Source organism: Modestobacter sp. VKM Ac-2977 (assembly GCF_026968045.1).
In the GTDB taxonomy this organism is placed as follows: Bacteria; Actinomycetota; Actinomycetes; order Mycobacteriales; family Geodermatophilaceae; genus Modestobacter.
Genome location: NZ_JAPVBQ010000002.1, coordinates 369,968 through 391,034 on the forward strand (window position 1 = coordinate 369,968; position 21,067 = coordinate 391,034).

Annotated in this window: 16 protein-coding genes; 15 read left to right on the plus strand and 1 reads right to left on the minus strand. The window is 75.6% G+C overall.

All coding sequences use genetic code 11. The features are described 5' to 3' along the window. Positions 1-6 precede the first annotated feature (6 nt). The 5 genes from O2V63_RS09415 to O2V63_RS09435 are packed head-to-tail and all read left to right on the plus strand — an operon-like array spanning position 7 to position 5,692. Positions 7-561, plus strand: a complete 555-nt coding sequence (locus tag O2V63_RS09415; protein ID WP_269167280.1) for an NADH-quinone oxidoreductase subunit J — start codon at positions 7-9, stop codon at positions 559-561. Beyond that, entirely contained in the window at positions 558-860 is a 303-nt protein-coding gene (gene nuoK / locus O2V63_RS09420) for an NADH-quinone oxidoreductase subunit NuoK (RefSeq protein ID WP_036334437.1), read from the plus strand. The genes O2V63_RS09415 and nuoK overlap by 4 nt, the downstream gene beginning before the upstream one ends. Next, a complete protein-coding gene (locus tag O2V63_RS09425) occupies positions 857-2,779 on the plus strand; it encodes a proton-conducting transporter transmembrane domain-containing protein (RefSeq protein ID WP_269167281.1) in 1,923 nt (640 codons plus the stop codon). Before nuoK ends, O2V63_RS09425 begins: the two co-directional genes overlap by 4 nt. Before the next feature lie 4 nt (positions 2,780-2,783). Beyond that, positions 2,784-4,271 (plus strand): complex I subunit 4 family protein, encoded by a 1,488-nt coding sequence (locus O2V63_RS09430; RefSeq protein ID WP_269167282.1) that lies wholly within the window; start codon positions 2,784-2,786, stop codon positions 4,269-4,271. Beyond that, the gene (locus tag O2V63_RS09435) at positions 4,271-5,692 is read left to right on the plus strand and encodes an NADH-quinone oxidoreductase subunit N (RefSeq protein ID WP_269167283.1); all 1,422 of its coding nucleotides are present in this window, start codon (positions 4,271-4,273) and stop codon (positions 5,690-5,692) included. The genes O2V63_RS09430 and O2V63_RS09435 overlap by 1 nt, the downstream gene beginning before the upstream one ends. Positions 5,693-5,732: 40 nt before the next feature. Here the strand turns inward: O2V63_RS09435 and O2V63_RS09440 are convergent, their stop codons facing one another. Then, on the minus strand, positions 5,733-6,143 hold the full coding sequence (locus O2V63_RS09440) for a hypothetical protein (protein WP_269167284.1): 411 nt from the start codon (positions 6,141-6,143) through the stop codon (positions 5,733-5,735). A gap of 106 nt (positions 6,144-6,249) precedes the next feature. On the opposite strand from O2V63_RS09440, the gene O2V63_RS09445 reads away from it, so the two are divergent. The 10 genes from O2V63_RS09445 to O2V63_RS20805 all read left to right on the plus strand — a co-directional run bounded on the left by O2V63_RS09445 (position 6,250) and on the right by O2V63_RS20805 (position 21,053). Beyond that, a complete protein-coding gene (locus O2V63_RS09445) occupies positions 6,250-7,695 on the plus strand; it encodes a cytochrome P450 (RefSeq protein ID WP_269167285.1) in 1,446 nt (481 codons plus the stop codon). Positions 7,696-7,835: 140 nt separating this feature from the next. After that, positions 7,836-8,861: a 3-oxoacyl-ACP synthase III gene (locus O2V63_RS09450; RefSeq protein WP_269167286.1), complete on the plus strand. Its 1,026-nt coding sequence runs from the start codon at positions 7,836-7,838 to the stop codon at positions 8,859-8,861. Then, positions 8,858-11,428: an alpha/beta fold hydrolase gene (locus O2V63_RS09455; protein WP_269167287.1), complete on the plus strand. Its 2,571-nt coding sequence runs from the start codon at positions 8,858-8,860 to the stop codon at positions 11,426-11,428. The genes O2V63_RS09450 and O2V63_RS09455 overlap by 4 nt, the downstream gene beginning before the upstream one ends. Beyond that, on the plus strand, positions 11,425-12,393 hold the full coding sequence (locus O2V63_RS09460) for an NAD-dependent epimerase/dehydratase family protein (protein ID WP_269167288.1): 969 nt from the start codon (positions 11,425-11,427) through the stop codon (positions 12,391-12,393). Before O2V63_RS09455 ends, O2V63_RS09460 begins: the two co-directional genes overlap by 4 nt. A 19-nt stretch (positions 12,394-12,412) precedes the next feature. Further along, positions 12,413-14,278 (plus strand): hypothetical protein, encoded by a 1,866-nt coding sequence (locus O2V63_RS09465; protein ID WP_269167289.1) that lies wholly within the window; start codon positions 12,413-12,415, stop codon positions 14,276-14,278. 150 nt (positions 14,279-14,428) lie between these two features. Continuing rightward, entirely contained in the window at positions 14,429-17,077 is a 2,649-nt protein-coding gene (gene nirB / locus O2V63_RS09470; RefSeq protein ID WP_269167290.1) for a nitrite reductase large subunit NirB, read from the plus strand. Then, complete coding sequence (gene nirD, locus O2V63_RS09475; RefSeq protein ID WP_269167291.1) at positions 17,074-17,469, plus strand: nitrite reductase small subunit NirD; 396 nt, start codon at positions 17,074-17,076, stop codon at positions 17,467-17,469. Before nirB ends, nirD begins: the two co-directional genes overlap by 4 nt. Positions 17,470-17,478: 9 nt before the next feature. Then, positions 17,479-18,279: an IclR family transcriptional regulator gene (locus tag O2V63_RS09480; protein ID WP_269167292.1), complete on the plus strand. Its 801-nt coding sequence runs from the start codon at positions 17,479-17,481 to the stop codon at positions 18,277-18,279. A gap of 72 nt (positions 18,280-18,351) precedes the next feature. After that, positions 18,352-19,902, plus strand: coding sequence for a histidine ammonia-lyase (gene hutH, locus O2V63_RS09485; RefSeq protein WP_269167293.1), 1,551 nt, complete (start codon positions 18,352-18,354; stop codon positions 19,900-19,902). Positions 19,903-20,663: 761 nt separating this feature from the next. Continuing rightward, positions 20,664-21,053: an excisionase family DNA-binding protein gene (locus tag O2V63_RS20805; RefSeq protein WP_442929010.1), complete on the plus strand. Its 390-nt coding sequence runs from the start codon at positions 20,664-20,666 to the stop codon at positions 21,051-21,053. Positions 21,054-21,067 lie beyond the last annotated feature (14 nt).

Sequence of the window (21,067 nt, forward strand, 5' to 3'; positions counted from 1 at the left end):
GTGGACGTGCTGACCGGGATCGTGTTCTGGGTGCTCGCCGTGATCGCCGTGGCCACCGGCGTCGCCGTCTTCCGGGTCGACTCGATGGCCCGGGCGACCTATGCGCTGGCCGCGTCCTTCATCGCCGTCGGCCTGGTGCTGCTGCTCGTCGACCTGGAGTTCCTGGGCGTCATCACCGTGCTGATGATGACCATGGAGATGGCCGTGATGGGCATCTACATGATCATGTTCATGGGGATGAACCCCGCGCTGATGCCGATGGACATGGTGCACGGCAAGCGTCCGGCGCTGGCGGTCGCAATCGGCACGTTCGTCGTGCTGGCCGCCGGGGCGCTGCTGATCCCGTGGCCCACCCGCCGCGGGGCTCCCGCCGCCGACCTGGTGACCTCGCTGGGCGAGGCGGTCATGGAGTCGAAGATGCTGGTGATGATGACCGTCTCGCCGGTCCTCTTCGCCACGATCGTCGCCGCGCTGGTGCTGGCGTTGCCGAAGGGCCGGTACGACCGGCTCGGCGACGACCTGCGCGGTACGGACATGCGCGCGGGGAAGGCCCCGCGATGACGCTGCAGACGATGCTGCTGGTGGCGGCTGCGCTGTTCAGCGTGGGCCTCTACGGCGCCATCTCCCAGCAGGTCGTGGTCATGGTGATGATGGGCCTGGAGCTGATGCTCAACGGCGTCATCCTCGCCGCCGCCGCCTTCTGGTGGTTCCTCTCCCCCACCCCCGACGGCCAGGTGCTGCTGCTCGTGGTGATCACCGCCATGACGGTGGAGATGGCGATGGGCTTCGCCGTGGCCACCCTGCTGCACCGGTCCCGGCAGTCGGACATGACCGACATGGCCACGGACCTGTCCCGGTGACCGGGCTGCTGTGGGCCTGCGCCACGGTGCCGGCGGTCGTCGGCGCCGGGCTGTGCGTCACCGGACGGCGCGCGGACCGGGTGGCGCCGGCGCTCGGGATCGTCACCGCGGGCGTCGTCCTGGTGCTGTCGATCGCGGTGGCGCTGGGCCGGCCGGTCACCTCGGCGCCCTTCCTGCCGGGTGCGGTGTTCGGGCTGGCCGTCGATGCGCTGGCGGCCGTCGTGCTGCCCGCCGTCGCCGCCGTCACGCTGCTGGTGCTGCTGTTCGCCGCCGCCGACATCGCCGGTGCCCGGGCCCGGTTCACCGGTCTGACACTCCTGTTCGCCGCGGCCGTGGTGGTGACCGTCTGCGCCACCACGCTGCCGACGCTGCTGTTCGCCTGGGAGGTGATGGGCGCGACGTCGTACGCGCTGATCGGCTTCCGCTGGCAGGAGCGGCACCGGGTCGGCGCCGGGCTGACCGCCTTCCTCACCACCCGCACCGCCGACCTCGGGCTGTACCTGGCCGCCGGGGCGGCGCTGGCCGGCGGGTCCGGGCTGGCGCTGACCGACCTGCCCGAGCTGCCGGCGCCCTGGCGGGACGTCGCTGCGGCCGGGCTGCTGGTCGCCGCGCTCGGCAAGGCCGCCCAGCTGCCGTTCACCGCCTGGCTCTCCGCGGCGATGCAGGGCCCCAGCCCGGTCAGCGCGCTGCTGCACTCCGCGGCGATGGTCGCGATGGGCGGCTACCTGCTGCTGCGGGTGGCGCCGCTGCTCGGCGCGACGAGCTGGGCCGGGCCGACGGCGGCCTGGGTGGGCGCGCTGACCGCGCTGCTGCTCGGCGCGGTGGCGCTCGCCCAGCGCGACCTCAAGCAGCTGCTCGCCGCCTCCACCGCGGCGCAGCTGGGCTTCGTGGTGCTGGGTGCCGGGGTCGCGGCGGTGGCCGGCGGGACGGCGCACCTGGTCGCGCACGCGGCCACCAAGGCGCTGCTCTTCCTGGCCGCCGGGGCGTGGCTGACCGCGCTGGGCACCAAGCAGCTGCCGGCGCTGCGCGGCGCCGCCCGGCGCTGGCCGCTGGTCGGCGTCTGCGCGGGGGTCGGGGCACTGGCGCTGGCCGGGGTGGCGCCGCTGTCGCTGTGGGCGACCAAGGACGCCGTCCTGGCCGGGGCGCACGAGGAGTCCCTGGCGCTGTACCTGGTCGGGCTGGCCGCCGCCGCGCTGTCGGCGGGCTACGCGGGCAAGGTGCTGTGGCTGGTCTGGCAGCGGCTCCCCGCGGACGCCGACGCCGGTTACGACACCGAGGAGGAGGGCACCCGTGAGGTGCGGGTGCTGCAGCAGGCGCCGCTGGTCGTGCTCGCCGTCGGCGCCGCCGTCCTCGGCCTGCTGGCCCTCCCCCCGGTCGCCGACACCCTGCGCCGGGCCCTCGGCTCCGGCAGCACGCCCACCCCGGGCCTGGTGGAGCTGGCCGTCTCCGCGCTCGTCGCCGTGGTGGTGCTCCTGGTCGTGCGGATCCGGCCGCTGCAGCCGCTCCCCGGGTGGCTCGAGGGATGGCTGGGGCTGGCCCGGGCGACCGACGTGGTCGTCGTCCGGCCGGTGCTGCGCACGGCCGAGGCGCTGGCCCGGTTCGACGACCGGGTGCTCGCCCGCGCGGTGACCGGCGCCGGCCGGGGCGCGCTGCGGACCGCACGCGCGGCGGCCCGGTTCGACGACGGGGTGCTCGACCGGGCGGTGGCCGACTCCGCCACCGCCGGCGTGCGACTGGCCGGCGCCACGGGCCGGGCCGACCTCGCCGGGCCCGACGCCGCCGTGCGGTCGCTGGCCGCCGGCACCCGCTGGCTGGGGGGCTGGGCCCGGCGGACCCAGACCGGCCAGCTGCACCAGTACTACGTCTCCGCCGCCGTGGTGCTCGCCGCCGCGCTGGCCCTCCTCCTGGCAGTGAGGTAGCTCCGTGCTCAGTTCGATCATCTTCCTGCCCCTGGTCGCCGCGGCCCTGCTGGCCGTGCCCCGGGTGCCCGACCGGGTCGCCCGCTGGACCTGGATCGCGGTCACCGCCGCCGAGGTCGTGCTGGTCGGTGTGCTCATCGCCCGGTACGAGACGCCCGCCGACGGCGGTCTCGCCTTCGAGGAGCGCGCCCGCTGGATCCCGTCGGTCAACAGCAGCTGGCACGTCGGTGTCGACGGGCTCTCGGTGCCGCTGCTGGCGCTGACCGCGGTGGTGTTCTGCGCCTGCGCGGTCTACGGGCTGCGCGAGGACCGGCGTCCCCGCCAGCACGCCGCCCTCTTCCTCGCGCTGCAGGCCACCTGCATGGGGCTGTTCGCCGCCCAGGACCTGATCGTCTTCTTCGTCTTCTTCGACCTGTCGATCGTCGGCATGTACGCCGCGATCGCCGGCTGGGGGCACGGCCGGGACGCCGGCCGCTCGGCGCTGCAGTTCTTCCTCTACACGTTCCTGGGCAGCCTGGCGCTGCTGCTGGGCTTCATCGGCCTCTACCTGGCCGCCGACCCGCACACCTTCGACATCCCCGAGCTGATCGCCGCCGCGCCGCTGCAGGACCACCCGGTCGCCGGCGGGTTCGTGCTTGCAGCGCTGCTCCTCGGCCTGGCGGTGAAGACGCCGACGATCCCGTTCCACACCTGGCTGCCCCCGGCGCACACCGACGCCTCGGCGATCGGCTCGGCCGTGCTGGCCGCGGTGCTGCTGAAGATGGGCACCTACGGCTTCGTCCGGATCGCCATGCCCGCCATGCCGGACGCCTGGCGCGGAGCCGCGTGGGTGGTGCTCGGGGTCGGGATCGCCTCGGTGCTCTACGGCGCACTGGTCGCCCTGGCCCAGACCGACGCCAAGCGGATGATCGCCTACACCTCGATCAACCACATGGGCTACGTGGTCCTCGCAGTCGGCGCGGCGGGCCTGCTCGGCGGGGGGACGGCGGCCCGCGAGCTGGCCGTGACCGGCGCCGTCACCCAGATGGTCAGCCACGGCCTGATCACCGGAGCCCTGTTCCTGCTGGCCGGGGTGCTGCACGACCGCACCGGCAGCTACGCCCTGCGCGACTACGGCGGCCTGGCCCGCAGCGCACCCGTCTGGTCGGGCCTGTTCGCGGTCGGCGCGTTCGCCTCGCTGGGCATCCCGGCGTTCAGCGGGTTCATCGCCGAGTTCCAGGTGTTCGCCGGGAGCATCGGCACCACGGCGTGGGCGGCGATCGCGCTGCCCGGGATCCTGATCACCGCCGCGCTGTTCCTCCGCGCGCTGCAGCTGCTGGTCACCGGGCTGCCCGGCGGGCGGTCGATCGGCTTCACCGACGTGCGGGCGGTCGAGGCGGTGCCGGTCACCGGGCTGCTGCTGCTGTCCTTGGCGATCGGCGTCCTGCCCTGGCTGCTGCTGGACCTGATCACCCCGGCGTCCGCCGTCCTCGTCGACCTGGTGGGCAGGTGATGGAGCAGTCGCCGCTGATGCTGCTGCCCGAGCTGTGCCTGCTCGGCGGCGCGGTGGTCACCCTGCTGGCCGGCTCCTTCCTCCCCCGGCAGCGGCAGTGGGTCGCCCGGCTGATCGCGGTCGCCGCCCTCCTCGCCGCCGCCGTCTCCGCCGCCCTCGCCTTCCCAAGCCACCAAGATGGCCATTTTGGTGGTGGTGGAGACATGGAGACGGTGTTCGGGGCGTTCGTGCTGGACACCGCGACCGGGGTCACCCGGCTGGTGGTCGTCGCGGCGGTGCTGCTGGTGATCGGCCTGGGCGTCGACGAGCTGGCCGGGACGGCGCGGGAGAGCGAGACCTACACGCTGCTGCTGCTCGGCGGGCTGGGCGCGATCGTGCTGGCCGCCACCGACGACCTGCTGGTGCTCGCCGTCGGCTTCCTGCTGGCCAGCATCCCGGTGTACGCGCTGGTCGGGATGGTCCGAACCCCCGGCGCAGCCGAGGCCGCACTGAAGACGTACCTGCTCGGTGCACTGTCGGGGATCCTGCTGCTGCTCGGGGCCACGGTGCTGTCCGGCATCGCCGGCGGCACCGCCTACGTGGACCTGGCCGCCGGGCTGGCGGTGGCGCCCGCCGCCGCGGTGGCGGTCGGTGCGCTGGCGGTGCTCGCCGGCTTGTTGTTCGAGGCCGGCGGGGTGCCGCTGCACCAGTGGGTGCCCGACGCGACCCAGGGCGCCGGCACCGCAGCGGCGGCGTTCCTCACCACCGTGCCCAAGATCGGCGCGCTGGTCGCCGCCGCGCGGCTGGTCGACGTGCTGCCGGGCCCGCTGCCCTGGCCGCTGCTGGTCGGGCTGCTCGCCGCCGCCACCATGACGCTGGCGAACCTGGCCGCGCTCGCGCAGACCGACGCCCGCCGGCTGCTCGGCTGGTCGACGGTCAGCCAGGTCGGCTACCTGCTCATGCCGGTGGCCGTGGTGTCCAGCACCTCGGCCGCGGTGCCCGCGCTGCTCGTCTACCTGGCCGGCTACGCGGTCACCAACCTGACCGCCTTCGCCGTGCTCGCCGCCGTCCCCGGGGCCCGGTCGCTGGCCGACTTCCGCGGCCTGGCCCGGCAGCGGCCGGGTCTGGCGGCCGCGCTGGTGATCAGCCTGCTGAGCCTGGTCGGCACCCCGCCGACGGCGGTCTTCCTGGGCAAGCTGACCGTCTTCACCGCCGCCTGGGACGGCGGCCTGGCCTGGCTGGTGGTGGTCGCCGCGGTGAACACCGTGGTCAGCCTCTTCTACTACCTGCGGTGGCTGGTCGAGGCGTTCCGGCCCGGCGAGCCCGCACCGACGGCCGACTGGGCCCGCGGCGCCGCGCTGGCCGGGGCGTTGGGCGTGCTGGCGGTCGGGCTCGGTGCCGGCCTGGTGACCGCTCTGGTCGGCGACGGCACCCTGGGCTGAGCGCCTGCCTGGCCTCCGGCCGCCCGGCACCCGCTGCGGCTCAGTCCCCGGGCTCGGGGGCGACCAGGGCCGCGACGATCGCCGCGCCTGCTGCGGCGGCACCACTGATGGAGGCAGGGCGGCGGTAGTCCGCCCAGGCCAGCGCGGTGGGCACCATGCTGGCCGCGTGGAGCGCGTCGGCGACCACACCCGCCAGCACCAGGCCCCGGGTCGGGCGGAGGAGCACGGCGGTCTGCTGGGCGAGCACCCGGCCACCGAGCAGCCGGACCACCCAGGCGCTCGGCTCGCGCCCGTTCCCGCGGACGGCCCGGAGGACCTGGTCCGGACGCACCAGCAGCACGGCGCCACCCAGGGCCAGCGGGGCGGCGACCACCCGGGTCAGGGTCCGGCGCCCAACGGCGGCGGGCCGGCGGGGCGGGCCGTCGCCCCAGAGCGTGTCGTCGACGTCCATGGGCCGCAGGTGCCCGCCCGCTCCCGCCCGGCAAACCACCACCCGGCGGGGCGGGCGGAAGGGACGGCGGGGTGGACGGCGAGGTGAACGCTGTGGTGGACGACGCGTGGCGGCCTTGATCGACACCGCCGTCCTGCAGTACGAAGACGACATCGACCACCAGCCATCGGGAGGGGTCACCGACCCCACAGCCCGTACCCCCGCGTCCCGGTTCACAGCCCTGCCGAAGTACCCCGTCCCCACCCCGCGGCCGCCCGTCGGCGCGCGGGCGGGTGCGGGGGTGCGGGCCCGGGCGCGCGCCTGGACCGGCAAGCTGCTGGCGCGCCGCATCCAGAAGCGCGGCATCGACCTCTCCAGCCTGACCTTCATCCCCGAGCGGACCAAGGTGCCGTTGCAGCGGGACGGCATCGACCCCGTCCCCCGGCTGGCGCAGCTCCGGGAGCACGACCCGGTGCACCGGCTGAAGCTGCCGTTCGCCTTCTCCGTGTACCTGGTCACCGGCGCGGAGCACGTCAAGGCGGTGCTGGCCGACCGGGACAGCTGGAGCAACGACATCCGGCACCTGCTGCCGGGCCCCGGCCCGAGCGGCGCCGACGAGGTCGGTGGCCTCGGGTTCACCGACCCGCCGCTGCACACCCGGCTACGCAAGATCATCACGCCGGAGTTCACGATGCGCCGGTTGGCCCGGCTCGAGCCGATGATCGAGACGATCGTGGCGCAGCGGCTCGACGCACTGGCCGCCGCGGGCGCTCCGGCCGACCTGGCGAAGCTGGTCTCCTTCCCGGTGCCGTTCCAGACCATCTGTGCACTGCTGGGCCTGGAGCTGGACGACCGGGACGCGTTCGCCCGGCTCGGCGTCCAGCGCTTCGACGCGACCGCCGGCGCCGCCGCGGCCTTCGGTGCGGTCTCGGCGCAGCGCGAGTTCCTCTTCGACGCCGTCGCCCGGCAGCGCGCGGAGCCCGGCCCCGGGCTGATCGGCCAGATCATCCGGGACGAGGGCGACCGGATCTCCGACGTCGACCTCGCCGGCCTGGCCGACGGCGTCTTCACCGGCGGCTACGAGACCACCGCGGGGATGATCTCGCTGAGCACCATGGTGCTGCTGCGCGACCCCGCGCACGCCGCCCTGGTGCGCGACGGCTCGCGCGCGGACGTCGACCGGGTGGTCGAGGAGCTGCTGCGGCACCTGTCGGTCGTGCAGATGGCCTTCCCCCGGTTCGCCAAGCACGACCTGGACCTGTTCGGCGTGCCGCTGAAGGCCGGGGACGTCGTGCTGGCCTCGCTGAGCGGCGCGAACCGCGACCCCCGGTCCGCCGGGGACCAGCCGGAGGTCTTCGACCCCCTGCGCCGACCGAACTCCGGCCACCTGGCCTTCGGCCACGGGATCCACCGGTGCATCGGCGCGGAGCTGGCCCGGATGGAGCTGCGGGTGGTGCTGCCCGCGTTGTTCCGCCGCTTCCCCGACCTGGCGCTGGCCGTCCCGCAGCGGGAGCTGTCCTTCCGCGAGCTGTCCTTCGTCTACGGCCTGGACGAGCTGCCCGTCCGGTTCTGAGACCCGGCCACCAGGTGGCTGTGAGCTGCACCGCGGGTGGCCGCCGGGCGGCATACCGCTGTCCTCGTCGGGTAGTGCCCAACGGAACGCCGGCGACACACATGGAAGAGTCGGCCCTTCTCGAGGACTGGACCCCGCCCATGAGTGGAAACGCCACGCACCGCTTCACCAACACCAGCATCTTGACCGTGCAGACGGCCGATGCCTCCCGCGTCGTCACCTCCGACGCCATCGACGAGCGGCTCGCCGACACCTACAAGCGGGTCGGGCTGCGCCCTGGCCTGCTCGAACGGCTGGCCGGCATCCGTGAGCGCCGGTGGTGGGAGGACGGCGTGACGTTCGTCGACGGCGCGGCCATGGCCGGCGCCAAGGCGATCAGCGAGAGCGGCGTCGACCCGGCCGGCATCGGCCTGATGGTCAACACCTCGGTCAGCCGCCGGTACCTGGAGCCCTCGACGGCCGTCGCCGTCCACCACGCGCTGGGACTGCCGCGTTCGGCGCAGAACTTCGACGTGACCAACGCCTGCCTGGGCTTCGTCAACGGCATGGAGCTGGCCGCGGCGATGATCGACTCCGGGATGATCGAGCACGCCGTGATCGTCAACGGGGAGGACGCCCAGACGGTCCAGGACCGGACCATCGACCGGCTGAACCAGCCCGACACCACCGCCCGCGACGTGATCGCCCAGTTCGCGACGCTGACCCTGGGCTCGGGAGCCGCCGCCATGGTGCTCGGCCGGTCCGACCAGCACCCGGAGGGGCACCGGCTGGTCGGCTCGGTCAGCCGGGCCGGCACCGAGCACCACGAGCTGTGCATCGGCGACAACGACGAGATGCGCACCGACCTCAAGGGCCTGCTGGAGGCCGGGCTGGACCTGTCGATGGACATGTGGGAGGAGGCCGCCGCGGACTTCGACTGGCAGCGCGGCATGGACCGCTACGTCATCCACCAGGTCTCCAAGGTGCACACCGCCGCCATGTGCGAGCGGTTCGGCATCGACGAGTCCCGGGTGCCCAAGACCTTCCCCACCCGCGGCAACCTGGGCCCGGCCTCGGTGCCCTTCACCCTGGCCCACGCCCAGCACGAGCTGGTCGACGGCGACCGGGTGCTGCTGATGGGCATCGGCTCGGGCCTCAACGCCTCCTGCCTCGAGATCGCCTGGTGACGACGCCGACCGACCTCCCGGCCGGGCTCCCCGGGCTCGACCCGGCCTGGTCCCGCCGGGTCACCGTGGCCGACGCCACCGGCACCAAGCACGAGTGGCACCTGCTGGACAACGGGGTTCCCGACCCGGTGGGCACGTTGCTCTGCGTGCACGGCAACCCCACCTGGTCCTACCTCTGGCGCCGGCTGCTCGCCGCCGCCCCGCCCGGGTGGCGGGTGATCGCGCCCGACCAGCTGGGCATGGGCTTCTCGGCGCGGCTCCCCGGGCCCCGGCCACTGGAGCAGCGGGTCGCCGACCTCGGTGACCTGACCGCTGCGCTGGGCCTCACCGGCCCGGTGATCACCGTCGGCCACGACTGGGGCGGGGTCATCTCGCTGGGCTGGGCGCTGGCGCACCGCGACCAGCTGCGCGGCGTCGTCCTGGGCAACACCGCCGTCTCGATGCCCGAGGGCGACCTCGGCCCGGTGCTGATCCGGATGGCGCACGCCCCCGGGGTCCGGTCGGCGGTCACCGTCGGCACCCCGGCCTTCGTCCGGGCGACGACGGCGATGTCCCGGCCGCCGCTGCCGGCCGACGTCCGCAACGCCTTCGCCGCGCCCTACCGGACGGCGGCCCGCCGGCGGTCGGTCGGGGACTTCGTGGCCGACATCCCCTTCTCCCCCGGCCACCCCTCGCGGGCCGCGCAGGAGGAGATCGCCGAGGGCATCCGTTCCCTCGACGTCCCGGCGCTGCTGCTGTGGGGTCCGCGCGACCCGGTCTTCGGCGAGCGGTACCTGGCCGACCTGCGCGAGCGGATGCCCCAGGCCCAGCTGCACCGCTACGAGGGCGCCTCGCACCTGCTGCCCGAGGACGCGCCGCAGTACGCCGATGCGGTCGCCCAGTGGGTCAGTGACCTGTCCACCGGCCGGTACACCGCCGACACCGCCGAGCGCCCGCGCAACGCGCAGCCCCAGCCGCGGGGCCTCGGCTCGGCGCTGGCGGACCGGGCCGCCGACGACTCCCCCGCCGTGGTCGAGGTCGGTGGGGCCACGGTCAGCTGGGCGCAGCTGCACCGCCGGGTCGAGCACCTGGCCGCCGGGCTGGCCGACGCCGGCATCCGCCCGGGGCAGCGGGTCGCCCTGCTGTTCGAGCCCTGCGCCGATCTCACCGCCGCGGTCTACGCCGTCTGGCGGGCCGGTGCGGTCATCGTCGTGGCCGACAAGGGCCTGGGCCTGCGCGGCATGCGGCGGGCGCTGCACAGCGCCCGGGTCGACGCGGTCATCGGCGGTGCCCCCGGGCTCGCGGCCGCCCGGGCCATGCGGCTGACCGCCACCCGGATCGCCGCCACCCCGCTGCCGGCAGCCGCAGCGCGGACGCTGGGGGTGGCCCACACGCTCGAGGAGCTGGAGCGCGCGGGCAGCACCGCGCCGCTGCCCCCCGAGGCCGACCTGGACACCGACTGCGCCGTCCTGTTCACCTCCGGCGCCACCGGGCCGGCCAAGGGCGTCGTCTACACCCGGCGCCAGGCGATGGCCCAGCTGGACCTGGTCGGTGCCACCTACGGGCTGTCCCCCGACGACCGCCTGGTCGCCGGCTTCGCGCCGTTCGCCCTGTTCGGCCCGGCGCTGGGCATCGGCTCCGCAGTCCCCGACATCGACGTGACCGAGCCCGGCTCGCTGACCGCGGCCGCCCTCGCCGACGCGACGGCGGCGATCGACGGCACGGTCGTGTTCGCCTCGCCGGCCGCGCTGCGCCGGGTCGTCGCCACCGCCGGCGAGCTGACCGAGCCCCAGCGGACCGCGCTGGGCCGGGTGCGCCTGCTCATGTCCGCCGGAGCGCCGGTGCCGCTGCCGTTGCTGCAGGAGCTGCGCCGGGTGCTGCCCGCGGCAGCTGCGCACACCCCGTACGGGATGACCGAGGTGCTGCCGGTCACCGACGTCTCCGCGACCGAGGTCGAGGCCGCCGGCCCCGGGAACGGCGTGTGCGTCGGCCGGCCGCTGCCCGGCGTCGAGGTCCGGGTCAGCCCGCTGTCCCCGACCGGGTCGGCCGACGGCGACCTCACCGACGTCCCCGGGACGACCGGTGAGGTCGCCGTGCGGGCCGCGCACGTCAAGGAGCGCTACGACGCGCTGTGGGCCACCGAACGCGCGTCGTCCCGCGACCCGGGCTGGCACCGGACCGGCGACGTCGGGCACCTGGACGCCGAGGGCCGGCTCTGGTTCGAGGGCCGGCTGCCGCACGTGGTGACCACCGCCACCGGGGCGGTCACCCCGGTCGGCGTCGAGCAGCGGGTGCAGCTGCTGGACGGCGTCAGCGCCGCCGCCGTCGTCGGCGTGGGGCCGGTCGGCGCCCAGGTCGTGGTGGTGGTCGTCGTCCCCGCCGACGGTGCACGCCGCCGCACCGGGTTCGAGCTCGCCGGTCCTGCGCTGGCCGACGCCGTCCGCGAGGCCGCCGGCCCCGAGGTCGCCGCCGTCCTGGTCACCGGCCGGCTGCCGGTCGACATCCGGCACCAGTCGAAGGTCGACCGGCGGGAGGTGGCCCGGCGCGCGACCCGCACGCTCGCCGGTGCGCGGGCACGTACCCGATGAGGGTGCTGGTCACCGGGGCCAGCGGCATGCTCGGCCGGGCCACGGTGCAGGGCCTGCTCGACCGGGGCGACGAGGTGACCGTGCTGCAGCGCCGCCCGGCCGGGCTGCCCTGCCGAGAGGTGCGCGGCGACGTCGCCGACCCGGCGGTGGTGGCCCGCGCGGTGGCCGGGCAGGACACCGTGGTGCACCTGGCCGCCAAGGTCGACGTCACCGGACGACGGGCGGAGTACACGCGGGCGAACATCGACGGGACCCGCGCGGTGGTCGCCGGCTGCCGCCGCGCCGGGGTGGGCCGGCTGGTGCACGTCTCCTCGCCGTCGGTCGCGCACGGCGGCTCGGCGCTGGTCGGGGTCGGCGCACAGCCGGCCGACCCGGCGCGCGCCCGCGGGCACTACTCCCGCTCGAAGGCCGTCGCCGAGCAGGAGGCACTGGCCGCGGACGACGCCGCGCTCGCCGTGCTCGCGGTGCGCCCGCACCTGGTCTGGGGGCCCGGGGACACCCAGCTGGTCGGACGGATCGTCGAGCGGGCCCGGACCGGGCGGCTGCCGGTGATCGGCTCGGGTGCCGCGCTGATCGACACCACCTACGTGGACAACGCCGCCGCTGCCCTGGTCGCCGCCGTCGACGCCTGCGGGCCGGTGCACGGGGAGGCACTGGTGGTCTCCAACGGTGAGCCCCGTCCGGTCGCTGAGATCATCGACCGGTTGTGCCGGGCCGCCGGCGTCCGCAGCCCGAGCCGGCGGGTCCCCTTCCCGGCGGCCTGGGCCGCCGGGGGTCTCGTCGAGGGGGTCTGGGCGGCGACGCAGCGCCGGGACACTCCCCCGCTGACCCGGTTCCTGGCCGAGCAGCTGGCGACCGCGCACTGGTTCGACCAGCGCCGCACCCGCGAGGCGCTGCGCTGGACGCCGCAGGTGTCGCTGGACGAGGGCTTCACCCGGCTGGCGCAGGCCTACGCCGCGGCCTGAGACCGGGAGGATCACCGGGGTGGCGGACGACGGAGCAGCGGACTTCGCGCGGTTCGTCGCCGACCGCCGTCCCGGGCTGCTGCGCACCGCGCTGCTGCTGACCGGCGACCGGGCCACCGCCGAGGAGCTGGTGCAACGGGCACTGATCCGCACCCGGCGAGCCTGGCCCACGCCCGATCCGCTGACCACGGCCCGCCGGGCGCTGGTGGCCGGCGCCGACCGGCGGGGGCTGGGCGGTGAGCAAGCGCTCGAGGAGCTGCCCGACCCGCTCGCCCCGGCGGTGGACGACGAGCTGTCCCGCACGCTGCGCGCGCTGTCCCCGCGCGTCCGAGCCGCCACGGTGCTGCGCCACGGCGACGAGCTGGACGGGGCCGCCCTCGCCGCCGTGCTCGGCCGCCCGGTGGCGGAGGCCGAGGCGGCGGCTGCGGCGGGCGCCGGACGGCTGCGACCGGCGGTGCGGCTGGACCCCTACCGGCGCGCGCAGCCCGCGACGGACGACGAGCGGCTGCACGACGGGCTGATCCGGCTGGCCGGGACCCCGGTCCGGTGGCGGCTGGACGCCGCCCAGGCCGTCGCCGACGTCGGGCACCGCCGGACGGAACTGCGGCGGCGGGTGCTCGCCGCGGCGACGGTGGCCGCCGTCGTCCTCGCCGGTGCGGTCGGCGCGCTGACCCGGCCGGCGGCGGACGAACCGCGCCCCACTGCGGCGCCGTCGGCCGTCGCTCCCGCCGGGGCCGGGCCGTCGGTCCGCACCGCGCCCGTGCTCACCGGGCCCGCCCGGGGCTCGCTGGCGGGCGACCCTGCGTTCCTCACCGCCGTCCAGCGGGCCGACTGGGGTGGGCTGGTGGCCCCACCGGTCGCGGACCGGACCGTGGTCTTCGCCGGGGACACCCCCTCCGGGCGCGCGGCGCTGGTCGTCGGCACGGTCGACGAGGACTTCCGCGGCACCTGGCTCATCGGGCCGGTCGGGGCACCGGCGGACGCGCTCGTGCCGCACCTGCCGCCGGGGCTGGGCCGCGGCCGGCCGGTCACCCTGCTGCTGGGCGGACCGGGCCCGGCGTCGCTGGTGGTGGTCGCCGGGCGCGGCGACACGATCGAGGTCTCCGAGCGGCTGCTGGTCGGGCCGCGTGGCACCGTCGGCCGCAGGTACACGCCGGTGGAGACGGTCGAGGGCGTGGCCGTCGTCCCGGCCACCACCACCGAGGACGGCCCGGCGCTGAGCGTCCGGGTCACCCGGGAGGGCCGGCTGCTGCACCGGTCGGCCGTCGACTGGCCCGGCGACCGGCCCGGCCGCACCACCCCCCTCCCGGTGCTGGAGCCGATCCGCCCGGTCACCCAGGAGCCCGACGCCCGGGTGGTCGCAGCCGCGCTGGTCGGGCTGGCCGTGCCGCTGGGGGTCGAGCCGGCCGGGTTGCAGCCGGAGCTGCTGTGGTCGGGCACCCTGCCGCTGAGCCGGGGGGCGGGCACCGTCGCCGTCGTCGTCGGCCGGAGCCCCGGCGGTGCGCTGGTGGTCACCACCTGGGCCGGGGGCGGCGGCGGGGCCCTCGCCTGCGGCACCGTCACCCCGGCCGGCAGCACCCCGGTGTCGTCCCTGACCGTGGCCCGGACGTGCACGGTCGACCTGCCGGGGCTCGGTCGGTCCGGTGACGGCAGCTGGCTGGTCGTCACCGCACCACCGGACGCGACCGCCGTCGAGGTGCTGGGCGCCACCGACCGGGTGGTCGCCCGGCTGCCGCTGACCGGGGGCGGCACGGTCGTCCCCCTCCCCGACGGCGCCCGGACCGTGCGCACCCTGGACGCCGCGGGCCAGCCGCTGAGGCAGGTCCCGGTGGCGCCGATGACCGGCGAGCCGTTCGGCGACTTCGGCTCCGGCGCTCAGGGCTGAGCGGCTCACGCCGGCGCCGGCGGCGCTGTGCGCTCGACCTTGCCGCTCCGTAACGCGGCGCGACGCCGACGGAAACACCGCGTACATAGCTTCGCTCGGCATGGGGCCGCCGTCCCGCAGCACCGCCGCCGTCGAAGGAGCACCCTGCGCATGAGCACCCCCGCCCCGAGCACCCCCGGCCCCCGCCATCTCGTCGTCGTGGGCGGCGGGATGGTCGCCCACCGGCTGGTCGAGGCACTCGTCGACCGGGGCGGGGTCGCCGACGGCGGCTGGCAGGTGACCGTGCTGGCCGAGGAGCCGCGCGCGCCCTACGACCGGGTGGCCCTCACCTCCTACTTCTCCGGCCGGGACCCGCAGGACCTGGCGCTCGGGGACCCGGCCCTCTGGGACACCCCCGGCGTGCAGCTGCGCCGCGGCGAGCAGGTCACCGAGGTCGACCGGCAGGCCCGGCTGGTGCGGACGGCGGGCGGCCGGGAGCACCGCTACGACGCGCTGGTGCTGGCCACCGGTTCCGCGCCGTTCGTCCCCCCGGTCGAGGGCAAGGACCTCCCCGGCTGCTTCGTCTACCGCACGATCGACGACGTCGCCGCGCTCCGCCAGTACGTGACCGAGGTCGACACCCGGCGGCAGGAGGACGGCAGCCACCGCCCCGTCACCGGCGCCGTCGTCGGCGGTGGCCTGCTCGGGCTGGAGGCCGCCGGTGCGCTGACCGCGCTGGGCGTGCAGACCCACGTCGTCGAGTTCGCCCCTCGGCTGATGCCGCTGCAGGTCGACGAGGGCGGCGGTGAGGCGCTGCAGCGGCTGGTCGGCGCGCTGGGCGTGCAGGTGCACGCGGGCACCGCGACGGCCAAGCTCACCGCGGGCCGGGACGGCCGGGTCGCCCGGATGCACGCCGCCGAGGGGTCCGCGGCGGGGTTGACCCACCTGGACGTCGACGTCGTGGTGTTCGCCGCGGGCGTGCGGCCGCGTGACGAGCTGGCCCGGGCGTGCGAGCTGCCGGTGGGCCCGCGCGGCGGGGTGGCGGTCGACCCGACCTGCCGCACCGAGGACCCGGCCGTCTGGGCGATCGGCGAGGTGGCCGCGGTCGAGGGCCGCACCTACGGGCTGGTCGCGCCCGGTTACACGATGGCGGAGATCGTCGCCGACCAGCTGCTCGGCGGGGCCGCCGAGTTCCCGGGCGCGGACCTGTCCACCAAGCTGAAGCTGCTGGGGGTCGACGTCGCCAGCTTCGGCGATGCGTTCGGCACCTCCCCGGGCGCGCTGTCGGTCGTCTACGGCGACCCGGTGGCCGGGGTCTACAAGAAGCTGGTGCTCTCCGACGACGCCCGCACGCTGCTCGGCGGCATCCTGGTCGGCGACGCCGGCGCCTACGCCGGGCTGCGGCCACTCGTCGGCCGCGAGCTGGGTGGTGACCCGGCCGCCTGGCTGCTGCCCGAGGGCGCCGAGGGCGGGCCGGCCTCGGCCGAGCTGCCCGACGACGCCGCGGTCTGCTCGTGCAACAACGTCACCGCCGGGTCGATCCGGGACGCCGTCCGCTGCGACGGCTGCACCGACCTGGGCGCGGTCAAGGCCTGCACCAAGGCCGGCACGAGCTGCGGCTCCTGTCTGCCGCTGGTGAAGAAGCTGGTCACCACCGAGCTGGCGGCCGCCGGGGTGACGGTCAGCTCGGCGCTGTGCGAGCACTTCGACGTCAGCCGGGCGCAGCTGTTCGACGTCGTCCGGGTCACCGGGATCACCAGCTTCAGCGAGCTGGTCGACCGGCACGGCCGCGGCCGGGGCTGCGACATCTGCAAGCCGGTCGTCGCCTCCATCCTGGCCAGCCTGGACTCCGGCCACGTACTGGACGGCGAGCGGGCGACGCTGCAGGACACCAACGACCACGTGATGGCCAACATCCAGAAGGACGGCACCTACTCGGTCGTCCCGCGCATCCCCGGCGGGGAGGTGACGCCGGAGGGGCTGATCGCGATCGGCGAGGTGGCCCGCGACTTCGGGCTCTACACCAAGATCACCGGCGGTCAGCGGATCGACCTGTTCGGCGCCCGGATGGAGCTGCTGCCGGCCATCTGGGAGCGACTGGTGGCCGCCGGCTTCGAGTCCGGGCACGCGTACGGCAAGTCGCTGCGCACGGTGAAGTCCTGCGTGGGCTCGACCTGGTGTCGGTACGGCGTGCAGGACTCGGTGGCCCTGGCGATCGCGCTGGAGCTGCGCTACCGCGGGCTCCGCTCGCCGCACAAGATCAAGCTGGGCGTCTCCGGCTGTGCCCGGGAGTGCGCCGAGGCGCGCGGCAAGGACGTCGGGGTCATCGCCACCGACAACGGCTGGAACCTCTACGTCGGCGGCAACGGCGGCTTCACCCCGCGGCACGCGAAGCTGCTGGCCGAGGACCTGGACACCGAGACGCTGGTGCGCACCATCGACCGCTTCCTCGTCTACTACGTGCGCACCGCCGACCGGCTGCAGCGCACCGCGCCGTGGCTGGAGGAGATCGAGGGCGGGCTGGAGCACGTGCGCGCCGTCGTCCTGGACGACAGCCTGGGCATCGCCGCCGACCTCGACGCGGCGATGGCCGACCACGTCGAGGGCTACACCGACGAGTGGCGCGCCACCCTGGAGGACCCGGAGAAGCTGCGCCGGTTCGCCTCCTTCGTCAACGCCCCCGACTCCCCCGACCCGTCGCTGTCCTACGTCGTGGAGCGGGGTCAGCCCCGGCCGAGCACCGCGGCGGAACGGACGGCCGGCGAGGCCACCGGCGCCGTCCTGGTGGCCGGCCCCCGACTGGAGGTGTTCTCCCGATGACCGCGACCCTGCCCCCGGAGACCCAGCATTCCGAGACGACGGCCCCGACCGGCTGGACGGCCGTCTGCCGGTACGCCGACCTGCAGCCCGAGCGCGGGGTGGCCGCGCTGGTCGGCGACCAGCAGGTCGCGGTGTTCCGGCTCTTCGACGGCGCGCTGCACGCCGTGGGCCACCGCGACCCGGTCAGCGGGGCGCACGTGATCGCCCGGGGCATCGTCGGCACCCGTGGTGACGCGCCGACGGTGGCCTCCCCGATGTACAAGCAGGTGTTCGACCTGCGCACCGGGGTCTGCCTGGACGCACCCGACGACCCGACGGTGCGCCTGCCGGTCCACCCGGTGCAGCTGCGCGACGGCTGGGTGGAGATCGGCACGGGGGCGGTCGCGCCGTAGGCTCCCCCGGTGCCGGAGCCGGTCCCCTCACCCCGGACCCCGCGGGGCGGGGTGCCGGCCGCCCGGCAGGCCCTGGCGCTGCTCCAGGCGCTGGCCCGCTCCCCCGGCGCCGTCCCGGCGGCTGCGCTCGCCCGCGACCTCGGCCTGCCGCGGTCGACGACGTACCACCTGCTCGCCGAGCTGGTCGACGCCGGCTTCGTCGTCCACCTGCCCGAGGAACGCCGGTACGGGCTCGGGGTGAGCGCCTTCGAGATCGGCAGCGCCTACTCCCGCCAGGAGCCGCTGGCCCGGCTGGCCCGCCCGGTGCTCGCCCGGCTGGTCGACGCGGTCGGCCAGTCCGCGCACCTGGCGGTGCTGCACGGCCGGGAGGTGCTCTACGTCGTCGAACAGCGGGCCCCGGGCCGGCCGCCGCTGGTGACCGACGTGGGCGTCCGACTGCCGGCCCAGTTGACCGCCAGCGGCCGGGCACTGCTGTCCGGTCTGCCGCCGGCCCAGGTACGGGCGCTGTTCCCCGACGCGACCGCGTTCGTCGACCGGCACGACCTGGGTCCCCGCCGGCTGTCGGAGCTGCGCCGGCTGCTGGGCGAGGTGCGCCGGGCGGGGTACGCCGACGAGGACGGCGAGGTCACCCCGGGCTTCGCCTCGGTCGCCGCGGGGGTGCACGACCACGCCGGCCGGCCGGCGGCGGCGGTCGCGGTCACCTTCCCCACCGAGGACGTCGACGCCGCGGGGCGGACGAAGCTGGCGCAGCGGGTGGCCCGGGCGGCCGCCGTGCTGACCCGCCGGATCAACGGTCGCCGCCCCGACTGAACGTCTGGGATACCGGACACCACCAGGCTCACGGGCCTGGATCTCCGGATGCCGGCCGGGTGACATGGACCCATGAGCACAGCGGTGGACACCCAGCAGGTCGTCGTCGGCAGCGGACCGGTCACCCCGGAGGACGTCGTCCGGGTGGCGCGGGAGGGCTGCGGCGTGCGGCTGTCGGAGGAGGCGCTGGCCGGGATCGCCGCCACCCGCGAGGTCATCGAACGGCTCGCCGACGACGACCGCCCGCACTACGGCGTCTCCACCGGGTTCGGTGCGCTGGCCACCCGGCACATCCCGGTCGCCCAGCGGGCCCAGCTGCAGCGCAGCCTGATCCGCTCGCACGCCGCCGGCTCCGGCCCGGAGGTGGAGCGCGAGGTGGTGCGGGCGCTGATGCTGCTGCGGCTGTCGACGCTGGCGACCGGGCGCACCGGCGTCCGGCCGGAGACCGCCCGCAGCTACGCGGCGATGCTGGACGCCGGGATCACCCCGACCGTGCACGAGTACGGCTCGCTGGGCTGTTCCGGCGACCTCGCGCCGCTGTCGTCGATCGCGCTGGCGCTGATGGGCGAGGGCACCGTCCGGGACGCCGCCGGGGTGCTGCGGCCGGCCGCCGAGGCGCTCGCCGACGCCGGGCTCGCCCCGGTGCAGCTGGCGGAGAAGGAGGGCCTGGCGCTGGTCAACGGCACCGACGGGATGCTCGGCATGCTGCTGCTCGCGCTGGCCGACCTGCGTCGGCTGCTGAGCACCGCCGACGTCTCCGCGGCGATGAGCGTGGAGGCGCTGCTGGGCAGCGACGCGGTGTTCGCCGCCGACCTGCAGGGGCTGCGCCCACACCCCGGGCAGGGCGACTCGGCGGCCAACCTGCGGGCGCTGCTGGCCGGCAGCGGCGTGATGGCGAGCCACCGCGGGCCGGAGTGCACCCGGGTGCAGGACGCCTACTCGCTGCGCTGCGCCCCGCAGGTGCACGGCGCCGCCCGGGACACCGCGGCACACGCCGCCGTGGTCGCCGAGCGGGAGCTCGCCGCGGCGATCGACAACCCGGTGGTCACCGTCGACGGGCGGGTGGAGTCCAACGGCAACTTCCACGGCGCGCCGGTCGGCTACGTGCTCGACTTCCTGGCGATCGCGGTCGCCGACGTGGCCAGCATGAGCGAGCGCCGCACCGACCGGATGCTGGACGCCGCCCGCAGCAACGGGCTCCCGCCGTTCCTGGCCGCCGATGCCGGGGTCGACTCCGGCCACATGATCGCCCAGTACACCGCCGCCGGCATCGTCAGCGAGCTCAAGCGGCTCGCGGTGCCGGCCAGCGTCGACTCGATCCCCTCCTCGGCGATGCAGGAGGACCACGTCTCGATGGGCTGGGCCGCGGCGCGCAAGCTGCGCCGGGCGCTGGACGGGCTGACCCGGGTGCTGGCCATCGAGGTGCTCACCGCGGCCCGGGCGCTGGACCTGCGTGCGCCGCTGCAGCCGGCCGCAGCCACCGGCGCGGTCCGGGACGCCATCCGAGCCGCCGGAGTGCCCAGCCCGGGCCCTGACCGGCACCTCGCCCCCGAGATCGAGACCGCCGTCCAGCTCGTCGCCGAGGGCGACGTGCTCACCGCCACCGACCTGCCGCTGCTCTGAGCCGGGAGCCGCTCGGTGATGTGAGTGGAAGGACTTCGTGATGACCGGATGCTCGGCACGGCAGCATCCGCTCTGAAAGGGGCTCCAGGGACACCTGAGCCCCAGCCCACCGATCGGGTGGTCATCGGACGACTCCGGGAGGTCCTGTGGGAGCGTCTCCAGCGTGAAGGGCGCAGCGGACCTGCGGAATTGGCGCCTGTGGGCCCAGCTGCTCACGATCTGGGCGGTGATCGTGGGGACTGCCTTCATCCTCGGAGGCAGCGACTACGGCTATGGCGCAGTCGTCGGTGGTCCGGCGGGGCTGCTGGGAGCCTCCGTGGCCGCCTACGCCCTCCGCCATCGCGGGTCGGTGAATGGGAGAACGGACTGATCTTCGCCTTGCTGCGATGTGCCTCGAAGCGGGCTGCTCAGGGCATCTCGGGGACCGTTCTGCAACTGCCGAGCCAGCGGCCTACCGGCCGAGCCATCGCTGAGCCCTGCCCCGAGGGCCCGCCACGGACCCGAGGATCTGATTTCGCCCAGGTGCGGCCGCGCCGTCCAGCGGGTTACGGCTGTGACCGAGCGGGCCGGGTTGATCTCACGCGTCGCATCTTCCCCCGGTGGCGCACGGTCAACATCTGACGAACCGGACCGGTTCGTCTCGTCCGTTATGACCCCGTGACATTCGTAGTTGCTCCACTACGGTCGGTAGCAGCAAAGACCTGCACCGTCGCCCAGCGCGACCAGCAGCGTCCCGTGAACCGCCTTCGTGAGGAAATCTCGTGACCTTGGCCCAGCGCTCCCCCGCTGCCACCTCCCCCGTCCGCTCGTCCGCCGCGCCTCTCCCTCGCCAGGCCGGCTACGGCCAGCAGTTCCGCACCCAGCCTGCAGGAGCCCGCCAGCCCGGCGGCGCCCCGCGCCCGCTGGCCGCGCGCCCCATGCCGGCCCAGCCGATGGCCCTGCGCCCGATGACCGAACAGCCCGCTCCGCGCGCCGCCGTCGCCTTCCTGACCGTGGCTGAAGTCGCCGCGATGATGCGGGTGTCGAAGATGACCGTCTACCGCCTCGTGCACGGCGGCGAGATGGCCGCCGTCCGCGTCGGCCGTTCCTTCCGCGTCCCCGCACCCGCCGTCCGGGCCTACCTCGACAACGCCCGCACCGACGCCGCCTGACAGCTGCACCGAGG